The organism is Bradyrhizobium sp. CER78, from assembly GCF_029846235.1.
Classification (GTDB): Bacteria; Pseudomonadota; Alphaproteobacteria; order Rhizobiales; family Xanthobacteraceae; genus Bradyrhizobium.
This window is the reverse complement of the sequence record NZ_JARVWP010000001.1, coordinates 332,774-359,762: the sequence shown is the minus strand read 5'-3', so window position 1 is coordinate 359,762 and position 26,989 is coordinate 332,774. Positions and strand designations below refer to the sequence as shown.

Here is a 26,989-nt window from a genome sequence, read left to right as displayed (position 1 = left end):
CAGTTTTGATGATATTCCCGGCTTCATTGCGGGTGGCGGGCGCGATACAAGGGCGCTGTTAACGCGAGGCGATTGACCGACTGTGAAGCAGATCGCGCAGAACTATAAGAGCGGCGAGCTCAAGCTGATCGACGTGCCGGCGCCGCGCTGCCGACCTGGCGGGGTCCTGGTGCGCACGGCGTTCTCGGCGGTCTCGACCGGCACCGAGATGATGAAGTTCACCGAAGGCCGGCTGTCGCTGCTCGGCAAGGCGCGTGCGCGACCCGACCAGGTGGCCAAGGTGATGCGCTCGGTCCGCCAGCAGGGACTGGTTGCGACCTATCAGAAGGTGATGAACCGGCTCGATTCCTACACGCCGCTCGGCTACTCGCTGTCGGGCACCGTCGTGGAGGTCGGCGAGGGCGTCGGCGGCTTCTCGATCGGACAGCGCGTGTGCTGCGGCGGCAATCAATATGCAACCCATGCTGAATATAATTGGGTGCCGGTGAACCTCTGCGTGCCGCTGCCGGACGGTGCCGCGCTCGACCAGGCCGCATTCGCCACGATCGCCTCGATCGCGCTGCAGGCGATGCGCCAGTCGGAAATCCGCTTCGGTGAAACCGCCTGCGTGATCGGCCTCGGCCTGATCGGGCAGATCATGGTGCGGCTGCTGCGCAGCGCGGGTGTGGTGGTTACAGGGCTCGACAGGCTGGAGGCGCGCTGTCGTCAGGCGGAGGCGGCGGGCGCTGCGGTCTGCGCGGTGGCATCGGACGATGCCGCGGCCGGGTTTCGCGCGCGGATCGATCAGCTGACCGCAGGAAACGGTGTCGACTGCGTGTTCATCACCGCTGGCAGCGATGATCCCGATCTCGCATCGCGCGCGGCAGCACTGCTGCGCGACCGCGGCCGCATCGTCGATATCGGCAAATGCACGCTGAACCTGCCGTGGAACGAGTTCTACGACAAGGAGCTCGACGTCCGTTTCTCGCGCTCCTACGGCCCCGGCCGCTACGACCCGCTCTACGAGGAGGGCGGCATCGACTATCCGATCGGCCATGTGCGCTGGACCGAGAAGCGCAACATGGAGGCGATCGTCGCGCTGCTCGCCGACGGCCGGCTCGACTTTTCTTCGCTGATTTCCGAAGCCGTGCCGCTGGAGCAGGCGACGTCGGCGTTCGAGCGCATGAGCCGGGGCGAGGTCGGCCTCGGCATGGTGTTCGCCTATCCCGACGCCGCTCCGCGCGCGATGCAGATGATTTATCGTCCGGCCGTTGCCCTGCGCAGCGGCCGGGTGCGGCTCGGCGTCATCGGCGCGGGCAGTTATGCCTCCAGCATGTTGTTGCCGCAGCTTGCCAATCACGCGCGCGTCGATCTTGTCGAGGTCGCCACCAATACCGGCCTGAGCGGCGCCACCGCGGTGCGCAAGTTCGGCTTTGCGCGCGCCTCGACGGATGCGGCCTCGGTGCTCGAGGCCGACGACATCGATGCCGTGCTGATCGCAACGCGTCATGCCTCCCATGCCGACCTCGCGGTGCGAGCGCTGCGTGCCGGCAAGGCGGTGTTCGTCGAAAAGCCGCTGGCGATCGATGCAGACGCGCTCGATCAATTGGAGCAGGTGGTCCGCGAGACCGGCAACAACCGGCTTATGGTCGGCTTCAACCGCCGCTTCTCGCCGCTGTTGTTGGGCATGCGCGCGGCGTTCGCGCCCGCCGGGCCGCAGACGCTGCAATATCGCGTCATCGCCGGCCCGCTGGAGAAATCATCCTGGTATCTGCAGGCCGAGAGCGAAGGCAGCCGCTTCGTCGGTGAGGGCGGGCATTTCATCGACGTGTTGTCATGGTGGCTCGGCGCCGGGCCGGTGCGTGTTTCGGCGAGTTCCGCGGCCAAGGACGTCGACAATCTCGTCGCCACCTTCGACTTTGCCGACGGGTCGGTCGCGAGCCTCAGCTATCTCACCGGCGGTGATCCGCGGGTGCCGAAGGAGGCGCTCGAAATCTCGGCAAGCACCGGCTTTGCCGCCTTCGACAATTTCTCCGCCTTCGAGGTCTGGCACGCCGGACAGCGCACGGCGAAGACGGCGCGGCTCGACAAGGGGCAGCGGCCGATGCTGGATGCCTTCGTCACGGCGGTCGCATCGGGGGCCGCGATGCCGATCGCGCTGGAATCGCTGCTCGCGACCACCCGCGCGACGCTCGCGGTGCAGGAGAGCGCGGCCGCGGGGATGCCGGTCGACCTGACGATCGGCGCGACAGAGCAGGGCGTCGTGCGCGCCTCGACTGCATTGAGATGAATCCGGCCTGGTATTTGCGCCGGCTGCAGCGCATGGAGCCGTCCGAGCTTGCCGGACGGGTGAACGATCAGGTGCTGCGTCTGCTCTGGCGCATCACGCCGCCCGACATCGCGCGACATGCCAGCACTGGGCTCGCGCCTGGCCCGCGGCAGCCGCGGTTGAAGCCGTTGCCGTTGCCGGCGGGCGCGCCGCGGCAAGCCGCCGAGCGGCTGATCCAGAGCGCGGAGCGGATTCTTGCCGGCCACTGGCGGATCTTTGCCAGGGATCATGCTGCGCTCGGCGAAAGGCCCGACTGGTTCGTCGATGTCCGCAGCGGCAAGCGGGCGCCCGCGGATATGTACGCGTTTGCGGTTCCCTATCGCGACGAAGCCGCGGTCGGAAACATCAAATACATCTGGGAGCCGTCGCGTCACCACCATCTCACGGTGCTGGCATCAGCGTATTACCTGACCGCGGACGAGCGCTATGCCAGGCGCGTGGCCGAGCATCTCACAAGCTGGTGGCGTGAAAATCCGTTCCCGCGCGGCCCGCACTGGATCAGCGGCATCGAGCTTGGCGTGCGGCTGATCTCGTGGGCCTGGGTGCGCCAGTTGCTGCAGAGCTGGCCCGGCGCCCCCGCGTTGTTCGAGGACAACGAGCTGTTCCTGACGCAGCTCTATGCGCATCAATTCTGGCTGTCGCAATTCCCGAGCCGTGGCTCCTCCGCCAACAACCACGTCATCGCGGAGGCGGCCGGGCAGTTCGTGGCGGCCTGTGTGTTTCCTTTCTTCCGCGACAGCGCGCGATGGCGCGAGCAATCCGCCGGATCGCTCGCACACGAAGCCGTTGCGCAAACCCTCGCCTGCGGCAGCAACAGCGAGCTTGCGACCGACTATCACGGCTTTGTCCTCGAACTCCTGCTTGCCGCGGCAGTGCAGGGCGAGTCGTCCGGATATCCGCTTGGCGATGCGGTCTGGACCACGATGTGCCGCATGAGCGACGTCATCGCCGCGATGCTGGACGAGCGCGCCCATCCGCCGCGTCAGGGCGACGGTGACGATGGCATCGGCCTGTTGCTCGACGATCACGCCGGCAATCGCTGGCTCGGTCTGCTCGCCACCGGCGCGCGCCTGTTCGGCGAATTGCCGTGGTGGCCGGGATTGCCGGAGCCCGATCTGCGCACGTTCCTTCTGACTGACGCCATCAAGGCGCGTGCGATCGCGACGAGGCCCGCGCGCCGCCCGCATTTGCTCGATGCGGCGGGGCAGACATTTCTGGTCGATGCCGACAGGGCGGTGTGGTGCCGCTGCGATCATGGTCCGCACGGCTTCGGCCGTATCGCGGCGCATGCCCATGCGGACGCGTTGTCGCTCGAATGCAGGATCGGCGGGGTCGAGATCCTCGCCGACCCCGGCACCTATTGCTACCACGGCGATCCGCGCTGGCGCGCCTATTTCCGCTCCACGCGGGCGCACAACACACTCTGCCTGTTCGCGCGCGACCAGTCGGTATCGGGTGGGCCGTTTCTCTGGACGCGGCATGCGCAGAGCCGGCTGATCGCCTTAAACGGCCTGGATGATCGTGATGCGGACGCAAGCTGGGTCGCGGAGCATTCGGGATATCAGGACGAAGCCGGTCTCGTGCATCGGCGCTCGGTGCGATTGCAGCGTCAAGCGATGCGGCTCGTCGTGTCAGATATTGTGCTTGGCGATGAAGGGCTTGCGGTGCCGGCGAGCCTTAGCTGGCATCTCGGTCCAGACGTCGAATGCAAGCTCGACGGACGCAGGGCGCTGCTCGCATGGCCCGGCGGACGCGGCGAACTCGATCTTCCGGCGGCGCTCGACTGGACATCGTATCGCGGTGACGAGGCCATGCCGGCCGGCTGGTATTCGCCGTCCTTCGATCTCAAGGTGCCGGCGACGACGCTGATCGGCTCCGGTCCGCTCGCTACCGGCCAAGATCTGGTGACGGAGTTGCGCTGGTTTCCCGATCAGGCGCGCCGGTCATGAAGATCCTGGTCGCGCACAACAGGTATCAGGGACGCGGCGGCGAGGACGTCGTGTTCGAAGCGGAAGTCGATCTGTTGCGCGGCGCGGGACACAGCGTTGAAACGCTCACGGTCAGCAACGAAGCGATCAACTCGCTCGCCGCGCGGATCGCGACGACGCTGTCGATCGTCGACAATATCCGGGGAAAACAGGCCATGGCGGAGGCAATCGAGCGCTTCCGCCCCGACATCGTGCACGTCCACAATTTCTTCCCGCTGCTTTCGCCCGCCGTGTTCGATGTCTGCCGGCACAAGCGCGTGCCCGCGGTGGTGACGCTGCACAATTATCGCACCATCTGCGCCGGCGGCATGCTGCTGCGCGACGGCCATATCTGCCACAAGTGTCTCGACCGCGGCCATCTCTGGGGCGTTGCCCATCGCTGCTACCGCGGATCGCTGCCGGGTTCGCTGGCCTCGGCCTACATGATCGCGCAGCATCAGCGCCGCGGCACCTGGACGCGTCCCGGCTTGCGCCTGATCGCGCTGACGCAGTTCGCCCGCACCCTGTTCGCGCAGGCAGGCTTCGACGCCGGCCGGATCGATGTGAAGCCGAACTTTATGGCCGATCGGGGGGCGCCGGATTCAGCCGCGCCGCGCGCCGGGCTGCTCTATGTCGGACGGCTGAGCCGCGAGAAGGGCGTCGGCGTGCTGCTCGACGCCGTTGCGGCGACCGGCGTGCCGTTGCGGATCGTAGGCCTGGGGCCGGAACGCGCTGCGCTCGAGGCGCGGGCATCAGGCAATGTCACGTTCCTTGGTGCGCGCTCGCGCGCGGAGGTGCTTCGGGAAATGGCCAATGCCCAGGCATTGGTCGTGCCGTCGTTATGGTACGAGGGCTTTCCCATGGTGGTGGTCGAGGCCTTCGCCCAGGGCACACCGGTGATCGCATCCGAGATCGGCGGACTTGCCGAGGTGGTGAGCGCCGGCAAGACCGGCGCGCTGGCGCCGCCGGGCGACGCGGCCGCGCTGAGCAACCGGATTGCCGAGCTTCTGGCCGTCCCCGATCGCGCCGCGGCATGGGGGCAGGCCGCACGGTCCGTCTATCTCGCGCGCTATGCGCCGGACGAGAATCTCCGGCTGCTCGAGGCCATCTACGCGCGCGCCGCCGCGGAATGACCGATGCAGGCGGTTGCTCCGCCTGCATCGTGCGCGGTCCTGCGCGTTTCCTGCGTAGCGGTCCCTAACGGATTGCGGCAAATCTGATGTTAATTTGTTATATCAGCGCTTGCGCTGACGCCGCGAGCGCCGACGAGGCGGCCGGATTGCTTCCAATTCTGCGATCGATTCCCCGATTCTGGCTCGCCCGAAGCCCTGGTTTGAAACCGAAACCAGCCATAACACCGGTCAGGCAGTCGGCCGGTTGTGAAGTTTGACGCTTTTTTGCAAAAACTCTCACGCGGCGCAGAAATATTTTTTCAGAGCAGAAAATCGCTTCGGAGCACGCACAACATCCGTGAAATTCCGGGCTTTTGCACGATCCCGCGGGCCGATGAAACCCCGTATAATCACTACCCTTTTTTGCGTCGCGGCTAACATTTGGAATTCGCCTGCGCTGAACGTTAGCGTGGATGCGAAGTGGTGCTAAGTCTCACATAAATCACATGGAACCAGTCGTTAATGGCGCATTGCTGATTGACACTCCGGTATTGCGGACTTAACAATGGACTTAACAAGTTCGTAACGTGTGTCCACATTTGAGCTGCGTCGCAACAAACCAGTTGTGATTCAACGGCTTAGGTGCGGACGAGCGGCTTGAATCCTCGTATCCCAAAGCAGGGGCTACATCGATGGCGACTTACAATCTCGACCAGACTGACCTGAAGCATGCGATCCACTCGATCGATCACGCGACCCAGCAACAGATTCTCGACTATCTCATCAACGCGGGCATCGGCTACACCAGCCCGGATGACGGCACCAAGATTCCGGTGCAGGAAGGGGCTGGGATCAGCAACCCGGATCCGAACACCAATGTTCTGATCGAAACCAACCCAAATAACACTGTTACCACCGACGCCAACCTGAAGGCGATCATCGAAGCCACCAACAAGGACGTGACGCTGACGGTGAACGGCAGCACCCCGGTGTTGGTCGCGACCGGCAACGGCAACGATCAGATCTTCCTCAACAACACCGGTGACACGACGGTTCTCGCTGGCAACGGCAACGACACCATCTTCGGTGGTGCGGGTCACGACTCGCTCAGCGGTGGCAACGGCAACGACGTGCTGATCGACAACGTCTCCGGTCACAGCACGCTGGACGGCGGCAAGGGCAACGATCTGCTGTTCGGTACCGGTGCCGACACCCTGATTGGTGGCGCCGGCAACGATACGCTGTACGGCGGCAGCTCGTCGACCCTGGAAGGCGGCAAGGGCAACGACGTGCTGGTGTCCGGCAGCACGGCCGGCAATTCCAGCACGCTCGATGGCGGTACCGGCAACGATGTGCTGTACGGTGGTGCGGGCAACGATCGTCTGTTTGGTGGCGACGGCAATGACACGCTGTATGGCGGCTCGGGCGACCAGGTCCTCGAAGGCGGCAAGGGCAATGACGTCCTGGTCGGCGGCGCGGGCAACAACCAGCTTTACGGTGGCGCCGGCAACGACGCGCTCTACTCGAACTCGGATGCGTCGCACGCCTCGATCCTGTCCGGTGGCGCGGGCAACGACTCGCTCTATGGCGGTGCCGGCAACGACACGCTGTATGGCGGCTCTGGCCACGACACGATGATCGCCGGCTCGGGCCATCAGACGCTGATCGGCGGCAACGACGGTTCGTCGTTCGTCGGCTCCGACACCGGTACGGCCTCGATGGTGGGCGGCTCTGGTCAGGACTACTTCTACCTGTCCAACCTCCACAGCAACGACACCATTGACGGTGGTGGCGGCAGCAAGGACTCCCTGACCTTCCTGGATCACTCTTCGACCGACGTGACCGGCATCACCGCCGGAAAGGATGGCTCTCTGGACGTCAACTTCAGCAACGGCCAGACGACCCAGATCAGCAACATCGAATACCTGATCTTCAACGATGGTCACTCGACCAAGCTGTAAGATCCCAGGTCTGCACGACTAGGTCTTCACTAAGCGAAGGCGCCGCCTCAACCAAGGTTGAGGCGGCGCTTTTTGCAATTGAAGATGGTGCTCTGAAATATTGTCTGATAATCTTGCAGTGTTGCAGCCTGCTCCAATTGCCAGTCATCGAGATAGTTTGAGTATTTGCCTAGCGATTATGTAGCGCGTGGCGCAAGGCCTGAACCAGACGCAGCTTAAGGTCGTGATCAGCTCCACGATCGATCACGCAAGCCGGCAACGGATTCTCGACTATCTGATCAGCGCGGGGATCGGTTACACCAGCCCGGATGACGGCGCGACGATCCCGGTGCAGCAAGGGGCCGGGATCGGCAACCCGGATCCCGGCGCCAATGTTCCGATCGAAACCAACGCCAACAATACGATCAAGCTTGACGCCAAGCTGAAGGCGATCATCGAAGCCACTGGACCAAGCTGTAGGACCTGAGGTCCGTGCCAGGCGAAGATATCCCCCTCGACCCTCGTTGGGCGGTGTTGGGTGCGAACGTGACGGTCGGAACTTGTCGCCCGCTCCGCGTCGCATGCGGCCGTCTCCTGATAAGTTCCACTCCGATCGAAGAATGTTAGAAGTTAGTTCGTCACATTCGGACCACGTAGCTTTTGTAAAGGCGTGTAACTCGCTTGATACAACGCGTTGTGATGGCTTGCTGCAGCCTCGGCAACCTTTGGACAAGACGAACGATCGCTGCAGAAACCAGCTGCATCATGTGCGAACCGCGGAGCTCTCGAATTGGCCAAGAAAAAAATGCTGAATGCCGGCGCTGGATCGACGGTTGCCAAGCGGATCCAGCCGCTGCTGTCATCGCATGATTGGGAGGAGATTCGCCTCGATGTCGACGGAAGCGTGAAACCGGACATCGTCGGCTCGATCACCGATCTCGCCAAATTGTGCCGGCCGGCCTCGTTCGACGCGATCTGGTGTTCGCATCTGATGGAGCATCTCTATGCCCATGAGATACATCCCACATTCGTCCAGTTCCGCGAGGTTCTCAAGCCGGACGGCTTCGCGTTGATCATGTCGCCCGACCTTGAGGCGGTGGCCCAGCACATGCTGACCCAGGGCCTCGGCGCGGTCGCCTATGTCTCGCCGGCCGGTCCGATACGGCCGCTCGATATGATCTACGGGCATTCCGGCGCGATCGAGCAGGGCCGCCATCACATGGCGCACAAGACCGGCTTTTCGTGCGACCGGATGGGAAACCTGCTGCTCAGCGCCGGGTTTCCGACCGTCTCGGTTCGCAGCGCGAATTTCGAGGTCTGCGCGCTGGCGCTCATGCCGGAGGCCGAGGACAGGCGGATCCAGCCGCAGCTCGAGGCCTGCGGCTTCGACTTCCGGGAGACGGTGACCGCCGCCCCGTGATTGTCGATGTTAAATAATGTTACAAGGTTCAGTGGTTAAACCAACGGCTGCAAGTGCCGGAACCGGCTTCGTTGCCTGTTCCGACGCATATATCTTTTCGGAACCGTGTGCTGAAAATGCTGCGTTAGCGAACTAACAGTGATAAGTTATATCTCGCTAACGACCCGATCTTGCGCAGTCGAAACTTCGAGGCATCCATGACCAAACACCTCTCGCTCGTCGGCGCACCTTCGGTGGAGGGACTGCCACCCTCGGGCCTCGCCTGTCTGGTCATCGTGGCAAGACAGCATGGTCTGCATCTGACCCCGACCCAGCTCATCCAGGACAATCTCCTGGGTGACCAGGAGGTCACACTCCCCGAGCTTCTGAAATGCGCGAATACCTCGGGCATGACGGCAAAGGCCGTCACGCTGGACTGGAAGGGGCTGAGCCATCTCAAGCGGGCGCTGCCGGTGATCGTTCGCCTGCGCGACGGCAGCCACATGGTGCTGCTGCGCCTCGAGGGCGATGAAGACAGCACCCGGGTGGTCCTGCAGGATCCGAACGCAAGCGAGGACGCGCTGCTCGTGATCGATCAGCCGCGCTTCGAGGACATCTGGTCGGGCGACGTCGTCATGGCCAAGCGCGACTACGAGATATCGGACGAAACCCAGCCGTTCAGCTTCGGCTTCGTCACCGCATTGTTGTTCCGCGAACGGCGTATCCTGCGTGACGTCGCGATCGCGGCGCTGATCCTGGGCCTCATGGGCCTCGGACCGATCATGTTCTGGCGGCTGCTCTCGGACAAGGTCATCTTCTACAAGGCCTACAACACGTTCTACGTGCTGTGTATCGCGATGTTCGTGCTGATCATGTTCGAGTCGGCGTTCACGTTCCTGCGGCAGTATCTGGTCCAGCGTCTGACGGCACGGCTCGACGTCAAGCTGTCGACCTATGTGTTCGAGAAGGTGCTCAATCTGCCGATCGATTACTTCGAGCAGAATCCGGTCGGCCTGATTTCGCGGGATATTCGCGAAGTGTTCCGAATTCGCGGCTTTCTGACCGGACAGCTGTTCGGGACCATCCTCGATTCGACGACGTTGTTCTTCTTCCTGCCCGTCATGTTCTTCTTCAGCCCGATCATGACGCTGATGGTTCTTGCCTTTGCCGGAATAATCGTAACCTGGCTGATCCTGATGCTGCCCGCCTACCGGAAGAAATCCTCGGCGACTCTGGCCGCTGAAGGCGTGCAGGGAGCGTTTCTGATCCAGAGCCTGAACGGCATGCGGACCATCAAGTCGCTGGCGCTCGACACGCGGCAGCGCCACATGTGGGATGTGCTTGTGGCGCGCGTCGCCAAGGCTCGCCTTGCGGAAGGCCTGACCGGAACCGCCATCCAGACGGTGGTGAAGCCGTTGGAACGGCTGGCGGTGAGTGCTCCCTATGCGTTCGGTGTCTACCTCGCCGTGTCGAGCGGCGATCCAGTCTACGTTGGCGCGCTGTTCGCGTTTCTGATGCTGTCGCAACGCGTTGCCGGCCCGCTGATGCAGATGGCCCAGCTCATCAACCAGTATGACGAGGCGCGCACCGCGGTCACGATCGTCGGCAGGCTGGTCAATCAGCCGCCCGAGGAGGGACGTTCCGGCCATGGCGTTCGGGTCCCGCTGAAGGGGCATATCGAATTCTCCGGCGTCACGTTCAAGTACAAGGGCGCGGTGTCGCCGGCGCTGAACAGCATCTCCTTCGAGATTCCGCTCGGCACGACGCTGGGCGTGATGGGCAAGAGCGGCTCCGGCAAGACCACGATCACGCGGCTGTTGCAGCGCCTGCACTCCGACTACGGTGGTCTGATCAAGGTCGACGGTGTCGATGTTCGCGAATACGATGTCGACCATCTCCGGCGCAATGTGGGCGTGGTGCTGCAGGAGAACTTCCTGTTCAGCGGTACGATCCGCGAGAATATTGCGGCCGCCAAGCCCGATGCGACCTTCGACGATGTCGTCAGGGCGGCGCGACTGGCCGGCGCCGAGGAGTTCATCGACAAGCTGCCGCGAGGCTACGAGACCTATATCTACGAGGGATCGACCAATCTCTCCGGCGGCCAGCGTCAGCGCCTCGCGATCGCGCGGGCACTGATCGTCAATCCGCCGATCCTGATCCTGGACGAGGCGACCAGCGCGCTCGATGCGGAGAGCGAGACGATCGTCAACGCGAACATTTCGCGGATCGCACAGGGGCGCACGCTGATCATCATTTCGCATCGCCTGTCGTCGCTGACCAAGGCCGATGCGATCCTCGTGCTCAATCGTGGCGTGGTCAACGATATCGGTCGCCACGAGGAGCTTCTGGAACGCAACGACATCTATAGCTCGCTCTGGTACCAGCAGAACACGCATCTGGTGCCGGCGGGCCGCACCGAAAAGAACTTCAGGAGCCCGACCCTTGTCTCCTAATCAAGCTTCGCTCGCGACCGTCCGCCAGTTCCAGTCCGAAACCGATGCGATCCGCGAGGCGCCGGAGCCGTTGCTGGCCCGCGCGACGCTGTTCGTCCTGTCGGCGTTCATGGTAGCCGTCGTGGCGATCATGTGCTTCACGCGCGTCGATCGGGTGATCACGAGCGTGGGCGGCAGGATCGTCCCGGTCGATCAGATCAACGTGCTGCAGGCGCTGGACGCATCGATCATCAAGACGATCGATGTTCGGGAGGGTGAGCAGGTCGAGACGGGGCAGCAGCTTGCGACCCTCGACTCGACATTCACCGCTGCCGACGTCACGCAGTACAAGCTGCAGATTGCAAGCCTCGAGGCGCAGGTCGCGCGGGACGAGGCCGAATTGTCCGGAAAGCAGTTGTCGTTCGGGCAATCCAAGGACCCCGAGGTCACCAGATACAACGCCTTGCAAAAGGCGCTCTACGATCAGCGCGTCGCGCAGTACCACGCCCAGGTGAACAGCTACGATTCCAAGATCAGTCAGACCGAAGCGACGATCCAGAAGGCGAAGAAGGACGACGAGCGCTACAGCCAGCGTGCAGATATCGCCGGCAAGATCGAGGACATGCGCTCGACGCTGGCCGAAAGCGGCAGCGGATCCAAGCTGAACCTGTATCTGTCGCAGGACAATCGCCTGGAGCTGCTGCGTCAGATCGACAACACGCACAACACCCTGCTGGAAGCGCAACACCAGCTGGAGTCGCTGAAGGCGGATCGCAACGCCTTCACCGAGCAGTGGAACGCGCAGCTCAGCCAGGATCTGGTGACGACGCGCAATAATTTGGATACGGCCCGCTCGCAGTACGACAAGGCGATCAAGCACCAGGACCTCGTCCGCTGGACGGCGGCCGAACCTTCGGTCGTGCTGACCCTCGCCAAGCTCTCGGTCGGATCGGTGCTGAAGCCGGGCGATCCCTTCATCACGCTGATGCCGCTCAAGACCCGGCTCGAGGCCGAGATCCAGATCCTGTCCCGCGACGTCGGCTTCGTCCGGCCGAACGATCCCTGCACGATGAAGATCGATGCGTTCAACGCGGCGGAGCACGGCACGGCGCAGGGCAGGATTCGCTGGATCAGCGAAGGTGCCTTCACCACCGATGATGACGGAAAGCCCGTCGATGCTTACTACAAGGCGCGATGTTCGGTCGACGAGACCAACTTCAAGGATGTTCCGAAAAACTTCCGCCTCATCCCCGGCATGACGCTGCAGGGCGATGTCAATGTCGGCACCCGTTCGGTGGCGATGTATCTGCTCGGCGGCATGCTGCGCAGCGCAAAAGAAGCGATGCGCGAGCCATGACGGTGTTGACGCGATCCCTTCTCGACCTGCTCAAGCCCGGGTCGTCCCGTTCGGAAGCAACGCAGTTCGAACGGGGACTGGAGGCTTACGAGAACCGGCAGTATCTGGAGGCGTTGCGCCTCTGGAGGCTGGCGTCGCGGGCCGGCAATCCGGAGGCGGATTACCGGATCGGGTTGCTCTATGCGAGGAACGAGGGCGTCATCGGCAACATTCCGGACGCGGTCGCGTGGTACGAACGCGCCGCCCTGAATGGACATATCGAAGCGCAATTCCAGCTCGGCTTGATCTACTTGCACGGGGTCAAGGCGTCTGTCGGACCGAACAAGCCCGAGATGTGGCGGCAATCCACTGCTGCGCGTCTCGGCGACAAGGCGACCAATCTCCACGACCTGGTCTTCCCGAACGGAATCGGCGTGGCGAGAGACCTCGACGCCGCCTTCCTCTGGATGTCGGTGGCGGCGGAGGCCGGCAAGGCGGACGCGCAGGCAATCCTGGGCGACATGTACGCCAACGGGCAAGGCTGCACCAAGGATCACGCCGTTGCCCTGCGCTGGTACGAGGCCGCGGCCGAGCAGAAGGCGGCGGCCGGCGAATTCGCGCTCGGCGACGTGCATTATCAGGGACGCGGCGTTCCCGTCGACTTCGCGCAGGCCGCGATCTGGTATCACAAGGCAGCGGAGCAGGGCCATGTCCGCGCGCAGGTTGCGCTCGCATTCATGTGCCTCAAGGGCACCGGGCTTCCCGCAAATGTCGCGGAAGCCGCGCGGCTATTCCAGAGCGCGGCGGCGCATGACGACGCCATCGCGCTGTACAACATCGCCCTGTTGCGGCTGAGCGGCAAAGGGGCTGCCAAGGATCTCGACAAGGCCGAGACCGCCTTGCGCAAGGCGGCACGCAAGGACTACCTGCCGGCGATCCAGGCGCTGGCCGAGTTCTATGCACTCGGCACGGCTGCCGAGCCGGATCTGCGCGAGGCGGCGTATTGGTACGAGAAGGCAGCCGAGCGCGGTGACGTGCAGGCGCAGTTTTTTACCGGACGCTTCTATGCCACCGGCACCGGCGTGCCGCCCAGCGTCCGCCAGGCGGCGAAATGGTTCGAGCGTGCGGCCGAGAGCGGTCACGCGACCGCGGCCCACAACATCGCGGTGTTCTATCTCAACGGCAACGGCGTGACGCGCGATGTCGCGACCGCCATCAAGTGGTTCGAGCGCGCATCCGAGGGAGGCATCAGCGCAGCAGGCGTGCAGCTGGGCCGGCTCTACTCGGCGGGCAACGGCGTGCCGCGCGATCAGGTGCGTGCAGCGGAATGGCTCAGCAAGGCGGCCAATGGCGGCGACGCCGATGCCAAGACCGCCTATGCCATGTTTCTGATCCAGGAGGAGCCGTCCGAAGCGCGCCTTGCGCAAGCACGCACGTTGCTGACCGATGCCGCCGAGGGCGGTCATTCGGCGGCGGCATTTCAACTCGGCGGGCTTCACATGGGAAGGTCCGGTGGCACCGTCGATCTTCCGGCTGCGGCGCAATGGTTCAAGCGCGCGGCAAGCGCCGGCCATGTCGAGGCGCAGCACACCTTGGCGCTGCTGTATTCGGATCCGAAGAGCGGCCTCAAGGATCCGCAGGCCGCCGCGAGCTGGATCGTCAAGGCTGCCGATGGCGGCAATGCCGCAGCACAATTCAAGCTTGCCGTTATGTATTGCACCGGGCAGGGCGTCGCGCAGGACCTTGCGCAGGGCGTGACATGGTACGAGGCCGCGGCGCGCCAGGGCCATACGACGGCGCAATACAACCTTGCGGTGATGCTCGGGCGCGGCCAGGGCCGCGAGGCTGATCCGGCGAAGGCGGCCGAGTGGTTCGCGGCAGCTGCGGAGCAAGGCATGGTCGAGGCCCAGCTCGCCATCGGCGACGCACTGCGTGCCGGCAACGGCGTCGCGCAGGATCGCGACCAGGCGCTGCGTTGGTATCGAAAGGCGGCGCAGCAGAACAACGAAGGCGCGCTACGTCGTTTGCAGGCGATGGGCGAGAGCGTCGGCTGAGATTGTTGGAGGCGGACATCTCGTCGCACGCAATGGCAGAGACGGTGAACGGCTTTGTTTTTGGGCGCGAAGGCACGGAAGCGCGCACCTCTGCGTGACAATCTAGGCAGAACTAACAATGGCTTTCATATCGACGATAGAGAGATTGCGTTAATGTGGGTTCGCGGAATAAATGCTCATTGCACCTCTGGTTGTGTGAAGATGATCGATAAGAACCAAGAGGTCATGATCAGAGGCGTGTCAGGCGGCGTGATGTCGGCATCGAACGTCCGCGTGACCGGGAAAGAAACTGGAGCCGGCGTTAAACGTTGGCAGGAGATCGAGTGGCAATGAACAAGATGGTCGAACGGAGCGTCAGGGATACGAAGGATATGTTGCCCGTTGCCAGTCCGGTTCAGCAGGACGACCATCCGCAGAGCCTGTTCCTGGATCCCGATATCAGCGATCTCCAGTCAGGATCACGGTTGCGCGGCGCGATCCTCGAATATTCGGGGCGGGGAATCTCGGGCTGGATCGTCGATGCCCAGTCGCCCGCGGCAACGGTTTCGATAGCGCTCTTCGTCGGCTCCCACTGTGTCGAAGAGGGACGCACCGGTCGATCCATGCCGGCCCGCATCGGTCCGCGCAGCGTGATCGGGCGTCCCGGATTTCGGATCGATCTGTCGACGCCGGGCGTACGCCGCCGTCTGGCGCGTGCCCTGAGAAACACGCTGGTGGAGCCCAAGCATGCGCAGATCTATCTGCGCATCAGCCTGAGCGACGGGGAATATTACGAGATCCCGCTGTTCGAGAACTTCGCGCCGAGCGAAGTGGTCGTTGCGCTCGGCTTCTCGCTCGAAGACTACGACGATCTGCTGTTTCCCGGCGTCGATAACCGAAGCGTTGCGGGACCGGCGAACGCCTCCACCAAGGAGGTGCGCTATATTTGTTTCTACCTGCCGCAATTCCATTCGTTTGAAGAAAATGACAGGTGGTGGGGACCGGGGTTCACCGAGTGGACCAATGTCGCGCGCATGCGCGCCCAGTTTCCGTCTCATGAATCACCGTGGCTGCCGGCCGATCTTGGATTCTACGATGTCCGGCTGCCGGAGACGCGCCGCCAGCAGGGCGACCTCGCGCGCAAGTACGGCATCGATGGATTCTGCTACTACGTGTATTGGTTCCAGGGTCGCAGGTTGCTGGAAAAGCCGCTTCAGCTCTTGCTCGAGGACGGCGAGCCGAACCTACCTTTCTGCATCTGCTGGGCCAACGAGAACTGGTCGCGCCGGTGGGACGGCTCGGATGCCGAGCTGCTGCTCGGACAAAATCACTCGCTGGACGACGATGTCCGCTTTATCGACGACATGGCCGACCTGCTGCTCGACGAGCGCTACATCACGGTGGATGGTCGAAAGGTCATCGTCATCTACCGGCCGTCATTGTTGCCGGACAAGCAGCGTCTGTTCGAGATCTGGCGCGAGCGAGCCCGGGAGCTCGGCATTGGCGAGATTCTCATCTGCAATGCGATGACCTTCGGCGAGTTCGATCCGCGCGACGTCAATTGTGATGCGGCCATCGAGTTTCCGCCGCACACGGTCACGACGCGGGAAGTGCCGCCGACCGAAGTCGATGCTCCGGCGACCTTCGCCGGGAAGGTGTACGATTATGTCGACGCCATGCGATCGTCGATCGGCAAGACCTACGACTTCCCGTTCTTCCCTGCTGTGATGCCGCGTTGGGACAATACGCCGCGTAAGGGACCGCGCGGTCACGTCTTCACGAGGTCCAGCCCGGAAGCGTTCGAGGTCTGGCTTCGCGACGCCACCCTGCGGGCCAAGGGCAACAGCTTCTCCGAGTCACTGGTGTTTATCAATTCCTGGAACGAATGGGCCGAAGGGGCTCATCTCGAGCCGGATTCGCGTCATGGCCGCGCCTTCCTCGAGGTTGTGCGGAGGGTTGCATCGGCTGAGCCTATTTCGGCGCAGATCAGGAATAGTCCGGATCTGCTGGATTGCCTGAGCAGGCAGGAGCTTGAATGGGCGGTGAAGGAAGCCTCGACGCATGTCGAAGTGCTCGCAAATCTGCACCGGTCGGGTCTCACTCATTCGGGGGTGCAGCGCTTGAGGAGCGGTACTCCGGTTGAGGCGGACGGCGCGTCCGACGATCCGGCAGGTTCGTTGCTGGTCATCGAGAACATCAATTCCCAGACCGGCGAACGGGTGATCGTTGATCCGCGCTTTGAGATCTTGGTGCGGGGATGGATTTGCGCGGGCAGCGCCTTCGAAGCAAGCAGGCAGCGAACGGGATTCCTGGTCTTGTCGGGGCTTGCCGCGGAAGGGGCAATCAACGGCGGCTATTGCCTGATCGTCGATTGGCACGAGCGCGTCGACGTGAAGGAATACATGAAGGCCGAAAGCAAGGATTGCTATTTCGGCTTCCAGCTGTCGTTCTCGATTCGAGACTTGCCGGATGGTGAATACCAACTCGCGGTCCTGGAGGTCGGCGACGGCGCCAGTGCGCTGGTGAGGTCGCGCCATTCGATCATCGTGAGACGTTGAGGTCGCCGCCGATGCTCGCAAGTGTGGTCATCGCGTGCTACAAGCACGAGCAGTATCTCGAGGAATGCCTCGAGACCGTCTATCAGCAGACGTTTGCCGACATCGAGCTCGTCATCGTCGACGACAATTCGCCGGACAGGAGTTTTGAAGTCGCGCAGCGGGTCATCAAGAGGCGGTCGTTCGGAAAGCGCTTCGTGTCCTGCAAGCTGCTCAAGAACCCCCAGAATCTTGGCGCCCACTACACCTGGAACAGGGCGTTGTCGCTGACGAAAGGCGACACGATCTTCCTCCTGAATTCGGACGATGCCTTTTCCAGGGAGCGGGTCCAGCTGTTCGCGGACAAGCATGGCGACGAGCGGCTGTTCTTCGGCTTCTCGGCCGTCGAGCCGATCGACGAACATGGCAAGTCGATCAGCAACTACCAGTTTCCGACGCGCCTGCGTTATGCGATCGACCGAGCCCAGATTGCAGGCGCGCCGTTGTCATGGACATTCCTGGATTCGCAGATTGCCGCGTCGACCGGAAACTTCGTGTTCAGCCGCGAACTGCTGCGGCAGGTGGGCTGGCTTGCCGACCTGAAATACTGCCACGACTGGGAATTCGCCTTGCGCGCCGTCACCAAGGTCGAGCCGACTTACCTGGAGGCCGACCGCTATCTGTACCGGCTGCACTCCACCAACAGCTTCCGAACTCTGAGCAAGGTGGCGGAGAGCGAGACCAAGGCTTGCATGGTGTCGTATTGCCTGAATGCCATCTCGTCGCGGCCTCAGAACAAGACCTGCCTCAGCCCGTCCAATTTCGGCGATTCATTCTACGACTTCGTGAAGCTGCACCCGAACTTCAATTATTGGGTGAAGCAGATCTACGCGCCCTATCATCTCGAACACCGGACGGTGGAATCGAACGACCGGACCAGGCCGCTTCGCTGGCGCTGATCGGGAGTCGAGCCGATCTTGAGTTCGGCGCGGCTTTAGGCAAGCCGCGCCGCACCTTACTTGAATCGGCCTAGCAAAGGTTCTTCGTCGCCGCGCGTGTCGTCGTCTTGAGAACCTCGCGTAGCGCTTCAAGGCGCTCCGTTTGACATGGCAGCGTCGGCACCAGCCAGCCACCCTCGTCATTCTCATTCCAGGCGTAGATCAGCACCGCGGGCGCGCGGCGATCAGGTGCTTGGCTGTTCACCCAGCGGATCGATTGCGCGAGGTGGCTCGCCAGTTCCTGCTTCGTCGGAGCCGTGTAGAAATTGGTGATGCCGTCGCCGGGACGCTGCGACGTTTCCCAGGGCACGGGATGCTCGATGCGAGGGCGCCTGTCCCATCCTGTCATCACCGTGGGCACGACAGGGACCCGGCTGGCGGCCAAGGCATTCCAGCCTTTCTCGGCATACTTCGCGAGATCTGCAAAGCTCCCGCGGCCGTTGCCGGTTGTAATCGCATACGACCCGACCGCATCGGCGCCCAGATTGGCGGCCTCCTGGCTCAGGAATTTCGTATCGCCCGCCAGCACGATGTACGGCTCCGCGACGCCGGTTGCGGTCGCATCGGATTTGAACTTGCTCAGTTGGGTGCGAAGACCTTGCACACCTCCCCAGCTTCGCTGCACGTCGGCGCCCTTGATGAAGCCGAGGAAGTAGAGCGGCCGATCGCCTTCCACCCTCAGATAATTCTTGTCCGCCATCAGGCCGATGTGCTCGTGGGGGAGCGGCGACAGCTTCGCTGCCGATCCCCATCGACCGAGCTCGGTGAACATGCAGTACTTCAGCTGGGCCGCCTTCGGACGGGTTCTGAATGCGTACAGCGCTTTCGACATCGGGTGGTTGGCCCCGTAGCCGGCGAATGCCCAATAGTCCAGTCCGGCAAAGATGGCTTGGTCGATTTCCTTGTCGATCTCGGCCTCGACCGAGCTCGAAAAATCAAGCGCGTTTGGATCGCGGTTGATCTGGGCGCCGAAGAAGGGAGCCCGCCAACGATATTTCTGCGGACCGAGCGATTGCTTCATGGCTTCCGTCGGCTGCGAGCCCGGCGAATACCATGCGTCCCATCGGATGGCGCCGACGAGAGGCCGTGAAGCTGCCGCGGCCGCAGCAGGGTGACTGGAACCCAGGACGCTGAGCGAGCCGGGCAGCAGGCTTGCGGATAACGATGTCAAAAACATCCGTCTCGTAAGGGCAAACGGCTTGCGGATTGCTTCGTTCCCATTGTCCATTGGCGATCTCCGGTCGTTCTCGTCCTGTGCGACGGTTTCGTGCAAATGACAGCGAGCCCTGTACTCCATTGTATTGATTTTCATCGAAATAACCTTACAACAGTTAAATGTGAGCGCTACGTGTTATAGCCTTATTCTTGTAGGATAAGTGCGCTAATACGGAATTCGTGGTGCGAACCAATGGTAATTGCTTGTTGATCTCGTGGGGAGCGGCTCAGGTTGGACATGGAAATTCCTGCATTGTCTAGTTTCAGCTCAGGCGTGAATCTCGATACGCTTCCAGCAAGTGAGATCGAGACAAGGCTTCGAGATTTCTTTTCCGGGCGGATCGCAAATCCGAAGCCCGACGAGCTCATCCAGTCGGTCGAGCAGTTGGAACAGCAATTCGGCGATTACAAGGAATTCCAGTTTGCAAAGGCGGCAGCGCTTGTGCAGGCCTGTGATTTCGCCGGAGCGCGTGGAATCCTTCTCGATCTCGTCAAGCAGATGCCATCCGACTCGCGGGTGTTGCATCGCCTTGCGATCGCGGATCTCAACATGGGGGCTGGTGAGGAAGCACAGGATGTCTATTTGTCCGCGCTCGCAGCAGCTCCACAAAGTGAAAATCTGCGGCGCGAGTTTGCCGGCCTCCTGCGCGTGATGGAGGCGAAGAAGCTCTATGTCGGGGTCGATCGGAAGAAGCACGGCCTCGCCGCGGTGTGCGCCATCAAGAATGAGGGCGACGATCTCCTGGAATGGCTGCACTTCCACCGACTGGTCGGCGTCGATCACTTCTACCTGTACGACAACGGCAGCACCGACAATACGCGCGCCGTGATCGAGTCCTTCCCGTGGCCCGAGATGATCACCTATCATTTCGTGGAGGGCGAATTCGGCCAGATGCGCGCCTTCTCGCATGCGATCGACACCTATCGCAATTGTGCGGAATGGTGCGCCTTCATTGATGCCGACGAGTATCTGTTTCCGACGCAGGCCGGCAACATCAAGGACGTCCTGGCCGAACTCGGCCCGGCGCCGGCGGTCGCGGTGCATTGGTTGAACTTCGGATCGAACGGTCACGACACGAGGCCGGACGGCCTGTGCATCGAGTCCTTCACGCACCGCGCCCCGGACGACTTCCCGGATCATTTCATCATGAAGTCGATCGTGCGGCCGGACACCATCGTGTCCTACCTGCATCCGCATCAATCGCTCGTTCTCGGCTGCTACGTCGCGGAAGACGGCACGCCGATTTTCCCGATCGACGGCCGCTGGACCGCTCCGAAGCGGAGCAAGCTCGTGATCAATCACTACTACACGAAGTCACGCGAGCAATTGCTGAAGAAGCGCGAGCGCGGCCGGCCGCTCGCCGATGGAGATCCCGAGAAGATCCGCGCGATGGAGTTCTTCACATTGCGGGATCGCAACGATGTGGAAGACGCCACGATCCAGCGGTTTCTTCCGGAGCTGAAGAAGTTGGTCCAAAGCTAGATCCAGCCGACAGCGATTTCGTCGCCGCAGAAGGGCGCGCCAGGCGGCGCGCCCGGTCAATCATGCAGCTTGCGTGATCTTTGACCGCAGCAGCGATCGACGGCAGAAGCTTCTGGCTACGGCTGCAGGCTACAGCGGCTCCAGCCGGTATTTCGCAAGCAGGGCTTGCGCGGCATCGACGTCGATCCTGGCAGGCCTCTGGAAGATCGACATGTTGTTGGCGCGCGCGATTTCCTGTGCGACCGTCCGAACCGAATGGTAGTGGGGGCGGTTCTCGAAGTCGTGAATTGCGATGAAGGCTCCCGGTGCGCCGTGCAGTACGCACTGCACGAAGCTCGCCACGCGAAACCGGCCGTCGATGAAATAGAGGTCGGCCGTCTTGCTTTCCGGACGATCCCAGACACGCTCGTGATATTCCGGCCAGGAGCTCTCCTTCTCCTTCTCGATCGGATAACCCCATTCGCGCAGCTTGCCGATATCGACGTGCAGCAGCAGCGGCTTGGTGCTCGCATCGCGCGTGGCGTCGCCGACATTGTTGAGCCATTCCAGGGAGGAATCGATCGAGATGACCCATTCCTTCTTGGTTTGACAGGCGAGCCAGGTGCTCCCGCCCGAGCCGAATTCCAGGTAACGCTTCGAGAGATCCACGAAGCTTTTGAACAGTGTCAGTTCCTGGCCGTCCATTGCGATTTTCATGGCGGGACCCCGTGGCTTCTCGATTTGTTGTCTGTCGGATGGCTGCCAATCCACCGTCGGAAGGCGGTCGCGGCTGGCCAAGTCGCGATGTGATCCGGTTGAATCATCATCGCGCTTCTCGGTTTCCTGCTGGCTGTCCACGCCGGTGGCTTGGCGAGACGGCAGCTACTGGTTCAGGCCGACGCGCTCCACCTTGTAGCCGCGCTCCAGGATCGCGCGCCACCAGGGTTGCTCGTCGACATACCAGCGCACTGTCTTGGCGATGCCGGTCTCGAAATTCTCCTCGGCACGCCAGCCGAGCTCGGTTTCGAGCTTGGTGGCGTCGATGGCATAGCGGCGGTCGTGGCCGGGACGGTCGGCGACGAAGTTGATCAGCTTGCGCCGCGGGCCTGCCGCAGCCGGCACGACCTCGTCGAGCAGGTCGCAGATGCTTTCCACGACGTGGAGATTGGTGCGCTCGTTGCGGCCGCCGACATTATAGGTCTCGCCGATCTCGCCGCGCTCCAGCACCAAGGTCAGCGCCTTGGCGTGATCCTCGACGAACAGCCAGTCGCGGACGTTCTGGCCGTCGCCATAGACCGGCAGCGGCTCGCCGGCGAGCCCCTTGATGATCATGTGCGGGATCAGCTTCTCCGGGAAGTGATAGGGACCGTAATTGTTGGAGCAGTTGGTCACCAGGGTCGGCAGGTCATAGGTCTCGCGCCAGGCACGCACCAGATGATCTGACGATGCCTTGCTGGCCGAATAGGGCGAGTTCGGCGCATAGGCCGTGGTCTCGGTGAACAGCCCTTCGTCGCCGAGCGAGCCGAACACCTCGTCGGTCGAGATATGCAGGAAGCGGAACTGATCGCGCTTCTCGGGCGAGAGCGTACGCCAGTGACGCAGCGCCTCTTGCAGGATCGTGAAGGTGCCGACGATGTTGGTCTGGATGAATTCGCCGGGGCCGTCGATCGAGCGGTCGACGTGGCTTTCCGCGGCAAGATTCATCACCGCATCGGGCTGATATTTCTCGAACAGGCGGCGCAGCACCGGTCCCTCGCAGATGCAGGCCTTCTCGAAGGTGTAGTTCAGGCTCTCGCTCGAGCCGGGCAGGGAGGCCAGGTTCGCCGCATAGGTCAGCTTGTCGATGTTGACGACGCGGGCGTGGGTGTCGCGCAGCAGGTGACGGACCACGGCGGAGCCGATGAAGCCGGCGCCGCCGGTGACGAAAATCGTCGATCCCTTAAACCGCATGTTTGAATACCTCGGCTGTGCGGGGCTGACCCTGGAACGAACGGTAGACCGACAGCAGATACTCGCCGTAGCTGCTCTTTGCGGTCTTCTGCGCCACCCGCGCGAAGGCTTCGAGCGAGATGTAGCCCTGGCGCAGCGCGATCTCCTCGGGGCAGGCGATGCGCAGGCCCTGGCGCTGCTCGAGGATCTGGACGAAGTGACTGGCCTCGACCAGCGAGGAATGCGTGCCGGTGTCGAGCCAGGCGAAGCCGCGGCCGAGCACCTCGACATAGAGGTCGCCGCGTTCGAGATAGGCCTTGTTCACGTCGGTGATCTCGATCTCGCCGCGCGGCGACGGCTTGATGCCGGCCGCGATGTCGACCACGTCATTGTCGTAGAAATAGAGGCCGGTGACGGCGACGTTGGACTTCGGCCGCTTCGGCTTCTCCTCGATCGACAGCGCCCGGCCGATGCCGTCGAGCTCGATCACGCCATACTGCTCCGGCGCGTTCACGACGTAGCCGAACACCGTGGCGCCCTTCTTGCGGACCGAGGCGGCCGACAGCATGCTCGGCAGGCCGTGGCCGTAGAAAATGTTATCGCCTAACACAAGGGCGACGGAGTCATCACCGATGAACTCGCGGCCGACGATGAAGGCGTCGGCAAGACCCCGCGGGGTCTCCTGCGTGGCATAGACGAAGCGGACGCCCATCTCGCTGCCGTCGCCGAGCAGCCGCTGGAACAGCGGCTTGTCCTGCGGCGTCGAGATGATCAGAATATCGCGGATTCCGCCGAGCATCAGCGTCGACAGCGGATAATAGATCATCGGCTTGTCGAAGACAGGCAGCAGCTGCTTGGAGACGACGGTAGTCACGGGGTAGAGGCGCGAGCCGGTTCCACCGGCGAGGATGATGCCCTTCATGGTCCCTCACAGTTTGACTATCAAAACATAACAGATAGCGTGCGCCGCACAAGTTTGTTATGAGTAGCAAATTAACATTTCGGGCCTGCCCAAAACTGGAACCCTTGTTAAATGAACGTCATCAAGACCGAACTTCCGGAAGTCCTGATCGTCGAACCGAAGCTGTTTGGCGACCAGCGCGGCTTCTTCCTCGAGACCTACCAGGCGCCCCGTTATGTCGAGCACGGCATCACGCGCCCCTTCGTGCAGGACAACATGTCCCGCTCGGCCTATGGGGTGCTGCGGGGCTTGCATCTGCAAAACCCGATCACCCAGGGCAAGCTCGTGACCGTGCTGCGCGGCAAGGTGCTGGACGTCGCCGTCGACGTGCGTGTCGGCAGTCCGAATTTCGGCAAGCATGTCGCGGTCGAATTGAGCGAGGACAACCGCCGGCAATTATGGGTGCCGCGCGGCTTTGCCCACGGCTTCGTGGTGCTCTCGGAAACCGCCGACTTCTTCTACAAATGCGACGACTTCTACAGCCCCAAGGACGAGCTCTCGATCCGCTGGAACGATCCCGCGATCGGGATCAAATGGGGCGTCGATAAGCCACAGCTGTCGGCAAAGGATGCGGATGCGCCGTTGCTCGCCGACGCCAGCAACCTTCCCACCTATGGACAAATCTGATGCGGATTCTTTTGACGGGAACGCGCGGCCAGGTTGGCAGTGCGCTGAAGCCTCTGCTGGAAAGCCACGCCACCATCATCTCGCCGCCGACCGCGGAGTTCGATCTGTCGAAGCCGGAAATGGTGACGGCCCAGCTCGAGGGCCTGAAGCCGGATCTCATCATCAATCCGGCTGCCTACACGGCGGTCGATCGCGCCGAGGACGAGCGCGAGCTGGCCTTCCTGGTCAACGCCAGGGGACCGGAAGCGCTCGCGAAATGGGCGGCTGCGAACCGCGTGCCGCTGGTGCATTTCTCCACCGACTATGTTTTCAACGGTTCAGGCGATCGGTCATGGCGCGAGGACAGCCCGACCGAACCGTTGTCGGCCTACGGCGCGAGCAAGCTTGCCGGCGACGTCGCGATCCAGGCGGCGGGCGGAGCGCATCTGATCGCGCGCACCTCATGGGTCTATGCCGCAAAAGGCACCAATTTCCTGCGCACCATCGCGCGGCTTGCCGGCGAGCGTAAGGAGCTGCGGATCGTGGCCGATCAGATCGGCGCGCCGACGACCGCACAAGCGATCGCCAGTGCGGTCGCCGGCATCGTCCTGCCGAACATGACCACGCTATACGATCAACTCGAGCGCAGGGGCGGCGTCGTCAATCTCGTTTGCGCCGGCGAAACCAGCTGGCATGGCTTTGCCACCGCCATCGTCGGCGGGCTGCGGTCGCGTGGCGTCACGCTCGCCGTCGACGATATCGTTCCGATCGCGACGGCCGATTTCCCGACCAAGGCGGTGCGACCCGGCAATTCGCGGCTGGATCTGACGCGGCTGAAGGCGCAGTTCGGCGTCACGATGCCGACCTGGCAGGAAGCGCTCGCACGCGAGCTGGATGCGTTCGTCCAGCTCGGCGTGCCCGCCCACGCCTAAGCCTGATGAGATTCGGTTGAGCTAGAACGGCGTCGAAGGTTCACCTCTCCCTTGGGAGAGGTCGATTTGCGCAGCAAATCGGGTGAGGAGTTACGGTCTATCGAGAGAGCAAGAGCCCTCACCCGGATTGCACTGGACGATGCTTCGCATCGCCAGGCGCAATCCGACCTCTCCCCGACGGGGAGAGGTGAACCGAGATCGCGCCCAGCCGATTCAACCAAAACTCGTCCGCTTAAGAGCAAAGTGGATACCGGAACGCGTGAGGAAAACGCGTCAGCACAAAAACAGAGCCCCGCTCCGATTACTCGGAGCGGGGCTTCAGGATCGAACTGCGGCTATCGATGCCGGTCCGTTGCGGCCGCTCAGCGCGGCCGGCCGATGCTCTCGTAAGTGAAGCCGTGCGCGGCCATCTCGTCGGGGCGATAGATGTTGCGCAGGTCGACGACGACAGGATGCTTCATCTCCTGCTTGATGCGCTTGAGATCGAGCGCGCGGAACTGGCGCCACTCGGTCACGATGACCAGCGCATCGGCCTGGCGCGCGCATTCATAGGCGTCCGTGCAGTACTCGATCTCCGGCAATTCCTTGCGCGCCTGCTCCATGCCGACCGGGTCATAGGCGCGAACCTTGGCACCGAAATCAATCAGGCCGTTGATCAGCGGGATCGAGGGCGCCTCGCGCATGTCGTCGGTATCGGGCTTGAAGGTCAGGCCAAGCACGCCGATCGTCTTGCCGCGCAGCTCGCCGCCGAGCACGTTGGCGACCTTGCGCGCCATCGCGCGCTTGCGATTGTCGTTCGCGGTCAGCGTGGCTTCGACGATTTTCAGCTGCACGTCGTGATCGAGCGCCGTCTTGAACAAGGCGCGGGTGTCCTTCGGGAAGCAGGAGCCGCCATAGCCCGCGCCGGCATGCAGGAACTTGGTTCCAATCCGGTTGTCGAGCCCGATGCCGCGCGCGACCTCCTGCACGTTCGCACCGACCCTTTCAGAGAGATCGGCGATCTCGTTGATGAAGGTGATCTTGGTAGCGAGGAAGGCATTTGCGGCGTATTTGATCAGTTCCGCCGTGCGCCGCGCGGTATAGAGGATCGGCGCCTGGTTCAAGTAGAGCGGACGATAGACTTCGCCCATCACCTTCTTGGCCCGCTCGTCCTCGGTGCCGACGACGATCCGGTCGGGATGGCGGAAATCCTGGATCGCGGCGCCTTCGCGCAGGAATTCGGGGTTCGAAGCCACCGCGAAATCGGCGTCGGGACTGGTCTCGCGGATCAGGCGTTCGACCTCGTCGCCGGTGCCCACGGGCACGGTCGATTTCGTGACCACCACGGTGAACTTCTTGAGCGCGGCGCCGATCTCCTTGGCGGCTGCATAGACGTAGCTCAGATCTGCATGGCCATCGCCGCGCCGCGAGGGCGTTCCGACCGCGATGAACACTGCATCGGCGTCGCCGACGGCGCCCGCGAGCTCCGTCGTGAAGGTCAGCCGTCCGGCGGCGGTGTTGGTCTCGACGAGCTTATCGAGGTCAGTTTCGTAGATCGGGATCTTGCCGCGCTTCAGGGCTTCGATCTTGCCGGCGTCCTTGTCGACGCAAACGACCTGATGGCCGAAGTCGGCAAAACAAGCTCCGGATACGAGACCTACATATCCCGTTCCAACCATTGCAATCTTCATGAATCCGCTCGTCGATCAGTGTGGAGAGGAGGAGTTAGCACTAGCACAATTGGCGCCGATAACGCCAAGTCTTATACGTATAGTTTGTGTTGGAGCTCGGCGGCTTTTTGTGCAAACGGTGATGGCCTCAGTGCAGTTGAGTGCGCGCTAGTCAC

Annotated in this window: 20 protein-coding genes; 15 read left to right on the top strand and 5 right to left on the bottom strand. The window is 62.7% G+C overall.

The window, feature by feature from the left end; all coding sequences use genetic code 11:
* Positions 1–82 precede the first annotated feature (82 nt).
* From QDT69_RS01520 to QDT69_RS01465, 12 genes are all read left to right on the top strand, one after another.
* Complete coding sequence (locus QDT69_RS01520; protein ID WP_279704908.1) at positions 83–2,269, top strand: bi-domain-containing oxidoreductase; 2,187 nt, start codon at positions 83–85, stop codon at positions 2,267–2,269.
* A complete protein-coding gene (locus QDT69_RS01515) occupies positions 2,266–4,257 on the top strand; it encodes an alginate lyase family protein (RefSeq protein WP_279704907.1) in 1,992 nt (663 codons plus the stop codon). Before QDT69_RS01520 ends, QDT69_RS01515 begins: the two co-directional genes overlap by 4 nt.
* Positions 4,254–5,408 (top strand): glycosyltransferase, encoded by a 1,155-nt coding sequence (locus QDT69_RS01510; RefSeq protein ID WP_279704906.1) that lies wholly within the window; start codon positions 4,254–4,256, stop codon positions 5,406–5,408. Before QDT69_RS01515 ends, QDT69_RS01510 begins: the two co-directional genes overlap by 4 nt.
* 671 nt (positions 5,409–6,079) lie before the next feature.
* A complete protein-coding gene (locus tag QDT69_RS01505) occupies positions 6,080–7,348 on the top strand; it encodes a calcium-binding protein (protein WP_279704905.1) in 1,269 nt (422 codons plus the stop codon).
* 187 nt (positions 7,349–7,535) lie between these two features.
* A complete protein-coding gene (locus QDT69_RS01500) occupies positions 7,536–7,814 on the top strand; it encodes a hypothetical protein (RefSeq protein ID WP_279704904.1) in 279 nt (92 codons plus the stop codon).
* Between the two features lie 318 nt (positions 7,815–8,132).
* A complete protein-coding gene (locus QDT69_RS01495) occupies positions 8,133–8,747 on the top strand; it encodes a methyltransferase domain-containing protein (protein ID WP_279705171.1) in 615 nt (204 codons plus the stop codon).
* Positions 8,748–8,944: 197 nt separating this feature from the next.
* Positions 8,945–11,179 carry a peptidase domain-containing ABC transporter gene (locus QDT69_RS01490; RefSeq protein ID WP_279704903.1) on the top strand — a complete coding sequence of 745 codons (2,235 nt, stop codon included), beginning with the start codon at positions 8,945–8,947 and terminating at the stop codon, positions 11,177–11,179.
* A complete protein-coding gene (locus QDT69_RS01485; protein ID WP_279704902.1) occupies positions 11,169–12,515 on the top strand; it encodes an HlyD family type I secretion periplasmic adaptor subunit in 1,347 nt (448 codons plus the stop codon). The genes QDT69_RS01490 and QDT69_RS01485 overlap by 11 nt, the downstream gene beginning before the upstream one ends.
* A complete protein-coding gene (locus tag QDT69_RS01480) occupies positions 12,512–14,548 on the top strand; it encodes an SEL1-like repeat protein (RefSeq protein WP_279704901.1) in 2,037 nt (678 codons plus the stop codon). Before QDT69_RS01485 ends, QDT69_RS01480 begins: the two co-directional genes overlap by 4 nt.
* A 201-nt stretch (positions 14,549–14,749) precedes the next feature.
* Complete coding sequence (locus tag QDT69_RS01475) at positions 14,750–14,881, top strand: hypothetical protein (protein ID WP_279704900.1); 132 nt, start codon at positions 14,750–14,752, stop codon at positions 14,879–14,881.
* The gene (locus QDT69_RS01470; RefSeq protein WP_279704898.1) at positions 14,878–17,085 is read left to right on the top strand and encodes a glycoside hydrolase family 99-like domain-containing protein; all 2,208 of its coding nucleotides are present in this window, start codon (positions 14,878–14,880) and stop codon (positions 17,083–17,085) included. Before QDT69_RS01475 ends, QDT69_RS01470 begins: the two co-directional genes overlap by 4 nt.
* Positions 17,086–17,096: 11 nt before the next feature.
* Positions 17,097–18,020, top strand: a complete 924-nt coding sequence (locus QDT69_RS01465; protein ID WP_279704897.1) for a glycosyltransferase family 2 protein — start codon at positions 17,097–17,099, stop codon at positions 18,018–18,020.
* A 70-nt stretch (positions 18,021–18,090) separates the two neighbouring features.
* Here the strand turns inward: QDT69_RS01465 and QDT69_RS01460 are convergent, their stop codons facing one another.
* Positions 18,091–19,287, bottom strand: a complete 1,197-nt coding sequence (locus QDT69_RS01460; protein ID WP_279704896.1) for a hypothetical protein — start codon at positions 19,285–19,287, stop codon at positions 18,091–18,093.
* A gap of 240 nt (positions 19,288–19,527) precedes the next feature.
* Here QDT69_RS01460 and QDT69_RS01455 point away from each other — a divergent pair, with 240 nt between their 5' ends.
* On the top strand, positions 19,528–20,757 hold the full coding sequence (locus QDT69_RS01455) for a glycosyltransferase family 92 protein (RefSeq protein ID WP_279704895.1): 1,230 nt from the start codon (positions 19,528–19,530) through the stop codon (positions 20,755–20,757).
* 129 nt (positions 20,758–20,886) lie between these two features.
* Here the strand turns inward: QDT69_RS01455 and QDT69_RS01450 are convergent, their stop codons facing one another.
* From QDT69_RS01450 to rfbA, 3 genes are read right to left on the bottom strand one after another with little or no spacing between them, the layout of a single operon-like run.
* Complete coding sequence (locus QDT69_RS01450; protein WP_279704894.1) at positions 20,887–21,594, bottom strand: hypothetical protein; 708 nt, start codon at positions 21,592–21,594, stop codon at positions 20,887–20,889.
* Positions 21,595–21,618: 24 nt separating this feature from the next.
* Positions 21,619–22,686, bottom strand: a complete 1,068-nt coding sequence (gene rfbB, locus QDT69_RS01445) for a dTDP-glucose 4,6-dehydratase (RefSeq protein WP_279704893.1) — start codon at positions 22,684–22,686, stop codon at positions 21,619–21,621.
* A complete protein-coding gene (gene rfbA, locus QDT69_RS01440) occupies positions 22,676–23,587 on the bottom strand; it encodes a glucose-1-phosphate thymidylyltransferase RfbA (protein ID WP_279704892.1) in 912 nt (303 codons plus the stop codon). Before rfbA ends, rfbB begins: the two co-directional genes overlap by 11 nt.
* 111 nt (positions 23,588–23,698) lie before the next feature.
* Between rfbA and rfbC the strand changes: the two genes are divergently transcribed.
* Together rfbC and rfbD are read left to right on the top strand one after the other, a co-directional pair.
* Positions 23,699–24,253 (top strand): dTDP-4-dehydrorhamnose 3,5-epimerase, encoded by a 555-nt coding sequence (rfbC, locus tag QDT69_RS01435; protein WP_279704891.1) that lies wholly within the window; start codon positions 23,699–23,701, stop codon positions 24,251–24,253.
* The gene (gene rfbD / locus QDT69_RS01430; RefSeq protein WP_279704890.1) at positions 24,253–25,164 is read left to right on the top strand and encodes a dTDP-4-dehydrorhamnose reductase; all 912 of its coding nucleotides are present in this window, start codon (positions 24,253–24,255) and stop codon (positions 25,162–25,164) included. The genes rfbC and rfbD overlap by 1 nt, the downstream gene beginning before the upstream one ends.
* Before the next feature lie 362 nt (positions 25,165–25,526).
* Here the strand turns inward: rfbD and QDT69_RS01425 are convergent, their stop codons facing one another.
* On the bottom strand, positions 25,527–26,834 hold the full coding sequence (locus tag QDT69_RS01425; RefSeq protein WP_279704889.1) for a UDP-glucose/GDP-mannose dehydrogenase family protein: 1,308 nt from the start codon (positions 26,832–26,834) through the stop codon (positions 25,527–25,529).
* Between the last annotated feature and the right edge of the window lie 155 nt (positions 26,835–26,989).

Excerpts from the sequence above, each read along its gene's own strand:
- QDT69_RS01480 (WP_279704901.1), top strand. The coding sequence starts at position 12,512 with ATGACGGTGTTGACGCGATCCCTTCTCGACCTGCTCAAGCCCGGGTCG.
- QDT69_RS01465 (WP_279704897.1), top strand. The coding sequence starts at position 17,097 with ATGCTCGCAAGTGTGGTCATCGCGTGCTACAAGCACGAGCAGTATCTC.
- QDT69_RS01505 (WP_279704905.1), top strand. The coding sequence starts at position 6,080 with ATGGCGACTTACAATCTCGACCAGACTGACCTGAAGCATGCGATCCAC.
- QDT69_RS01460 (WP_279704896.1), bottom strand. The coding sequence starts at position 19,287 with ATGGACAATGGGAACGAAGCAATCCGCAAGCCGTTTGCCCTTACGAGA.
- rfbB (WP_279704893.1), bottom strand. The coding sequence starts at position 22,686 with ATGCGGTTTAAGGGATCGACGATTTTCGTCACCGGCGGCGCCGGCTTC.
- QDT69_RS01470 (WP_279704898.1), top strand. The coding sequence starts at position 14,878 with ATGAACAAGATGGTCGAACGGAGCGTCAGGGATACGAAGGATATGTTG.
- QDT69_RS01495 (WP_279705171.1), top strand. The coding sequence starts at position 8,133 with ATGCTGAATGCCGGCGCTGGATCGACGGTTGCCAAGCGGATCCAGCCG.
- QDT69_RS01510 (WP_279704906.1), top strand. The coding sequence starts at position 4,254 with ATGAAGATCCTGGTCGCGCACAACAGGTATCAGGGACGCGGCGGCGAG.
- rfbA (WP_279704892.1), bottom strand. The coding sequence starts at position 23,587 with ATGAAGGGCATCATCCTCGCCGGTGGAACCGGCTCGCGCCTCTACCCC.
- QDT69_RS01490 (WP_279704903.1), top strand. The coding sequence starts at position 8,945 with ATGACCAAACACCTCTCGCTCGTCGGCGCACCTTCGGTGGAGGGACTG.
- QDT69_RS01475 (WP_279704900.1), top strand. The coding sequence starts at position 14,750 with ATGATCGATAAGAACCAAGAGGTCATGATCAGAGGCGTGTCAGGCGGC.
- QDT69_RS01425 (WP_279704889.1), bottom strand. The coding sequence starts at position 26,834 with ATGAAGATTGCAATGGTTGGAACGGGATATGTAGGTCTCGTATCCGGA.
- rfbC (WP_279704891.1), top strand. The coding sequence starts at position 23,699 with ATGAACGTCATCAAGACCGAACTTCCGGAAGTCCTGATCGTCGAACCG.
- QDT69_RS01515 (WP_279704907.1), top strand. The coding sequence starts at position 2,266 with ATGAATCCGGCCTGGTATTTGCGCCGGCTGCAGCGCATGGAGCCGTCC.
- rfbD (WP_279704890.1), top strand. The coding sequence starts at position 24,253 with ATGCGGATTCTTTTGACGGGAACGCGCGGCCAGGTTGGCAGTGCGCTG.